General features: G+C 68.6%; 3 protein-coding genes. All 3 read right to left on the reverse strand.

Features of this window, described 5'->3' with window-relative positions:
- Positions 1 to 23: 23 nt before the first annotated feature.
- Genes ACI3KU_RS18910 through ACI3KU_RS18920 form a run of 3 tightly spaced genes read right to left on the reverse strand, consistent with a single transcriptional unit; the run spans position 24 to position 1876 of the window.
- Positions 24 to 923, reverse strand: coding sequence for a DMT family transporter (locus tag ACI3KU_RS18910; RefSeq protein ID WP_404923882.1), 900 nt, complete (start codon positions 921 to 923; stop codon positions 24 to 26).
- A 33-nt stretch (positions 924 to 956) separates the two neighbouring features.
- Positions 957 to 1190 carry a hypothetical protein gene (locus tag ACI3KU_RS18915; RefSeq protein ID WP_404923883.1) on the reverse strand — a complete coding sequence of 78 codons (234 nt, stop codon included), beginning with the start codon at positions 1188 to 1190 and terminating at the stop codon, positions 957 to 959.
- Complete coding sequence (locus tag ACI3KU_RS18920; RefSeq protein ID WP_404923884.1) at positions 1187 to 1876, reverse strand: hypothetical protein; 690 nt, start codon at positions 1874 to 1876, stop codon at positions 1187 to 1189. Before ACI3KU_RS18920 ends, ACI3KU_RS18915 begins: the two co-directional genes overlap by 4 nt.
- Positions 1877 to 2033 lie beyond the last annotated feature (157 nt).

The raw sequence follows: 2033 nt of genomic DNA on the forward strand, positions 1-2033 counted from the left end.
CCCACAGACGGAATTCTCGCGGGCTATGTGGGCGGCGGGGTGCGGCGGCGAGTGCGGGGAGAGAGTTCGCTGACTACCATTCCGGCGATGATCAACGCGGCTCCCACGATGGCGAGCGCCGGCAGGCGCTCCCCGGCCAGGCGGCCGAAGATCCCGGCCCACACCGGCTCGCCGGCGTAGATGATGGTGGCGCGTGTGGGCGATACCGAGCGCTGCGCCCAGTTCATGGCCCATTGGATGGCCGCGCTCATCGCACCCAGCCCGATGGCGGCGAGGAGCCACACCCACGAGAACGCGGGCACCGCCTCCCCCGCAACGGGCATGGTGAGAAACGCCAGCAGGCTCGCCACGATCAACTGGACGACCGTCACCCGACCGACATCCACACGTCCGGCGAACACGCTGATCAGGATGATCTCGGCGGCGATGGCCAGCGTGCTGATCATCGTGACCAGCTCACCGTGTCCCAGCGAGAACCCCGCGGCCGACGGTCCCGCCACCAGGAGGAGGCCGGCGAATGCGAGCACGACGCCGATCCACACGGTCCAGCGCGGAGCCTTGCGGAACACCACCCACTGCAGCAGGGGCACAAGCGGCACGTAGAACGCCGTGATGAAGGCCGACGTGCTGGAGTCGATCGTCTGCAATCCCACGGTCTGCAGTCCGTAGCCGAGATAGACCATGACACCGATCGCTGCGCCCGCACCGATCTCGCGTGGGCGCAGCCCCCGCAGCTCCCGGTTCAGCACCAGCGCGGCGATCACGCCGGCGGCGAGGAATCGGATCCCGACGAAGAACCAGGGCCCCGTGGTGGTCACGGCGAAATGGACGACGAGGAAGGTGGCACCCCACAGGAAGGTGATGGCGACCAGCACCCACTCCTGGCGGCTGAGGCGCAGGCCCCGGGCGGCGGTCGGATTCACTTCCCCATCCTGGCGCTGTGCACGACGCACACGCTAATCCTGCGAGAAGTCATCACCACGGCGGCGGTCGACCGACCCCGCGCTCGCTGTCGTCGGGAAGGCGCGAAAGCTCAGCTCGCCGGAGCGTACGCACATCCAGCGCAGCTCGTGAGCGACTAGTGCCGACCGGCCCAGGGAGTCTCCGGTCGGAAGCCCCACGTAGTCGTGCCACCGCTCCGGCGCGCCGAGCTCCACAACCTCGTGGTCAGACACCGGGTCCGTGCTCACTTCGCGCTCTCGATCAGCGCGGCCAGGTCATCCGGCAGCGGCTCCGGCGTGGCCGACTCGTCGACGGTGATCACGAGGTCGTCCGTGCCGTTGTCGAGACGCTCGAGCTTGTTGTCATCGAGCCAGAGCCGCGTGACGGCCTCCGAGCCGGCCGTGGCCGACGGGAGGCGGTACACCTCAAGGTCATCCTCGGTGCCGAGATAGCGGGCGTCCGACTGCTGAAGCAGCTGGGCGTTCTCCGGGCGATCGGCTGAGAGCGAGAAGAGAATGATCATCGGCGCGAGATCACCCTGCCCCCATCCCGACGCCTGCCAGCCCTGGTTGCTGTTCCAGGCGTACCAGTCCGTCGTGAGTAGCACGCGCTCTTCCACAGCGAGCCCCTCGGGACCGCGCTTCGCCGTTCCCCACGCACGATGCTCGGTGGCGTCGACCGTCAGATCGGCCACCACATGGGAGTCGGATTCAGGGTCGCCGAGCTGGATGTGAGCGACGTAGTTCTCGGTTTGCCCCAGCTGGAACCGCGCCTGCGCGAGCATCTCGGACTGCGCGGTGGTGAGCGGCTCCCCGGTCTCCGACAGGCCGCCCGAGCAGCCAGCCAACACCGACGCCCCGAGAACCACGGCGGCGAAGATCGCACCGCGTCGGATCGAGGGGTGAGGGCGGCGTAGGAACGACAACGGGCGCACGGTTCTCCTTGGTGGGGCTACTGCGAGTCTGACATACGAAGGCGGGCCCGTCGCTGTCGCGACGGGCCCGCTCTTGTTTACCGCTGTTACTGCTGGCTGGTGCGGCGGCGTGCGATGATCGCACCCGCTCCGGCGAGGAGCAGCAGGGCGGCGAGGC

Origin of the sequence: Microbacterium sp. ZW T5_56, from assembly GCF_044987425.1 — a bacterium.
Classification (GTDB): domain Bacteria; phylum Actinomycetota; class Actinomycetes; order Actinomycetales; family Microbacteriaceae; genus Microbacterium.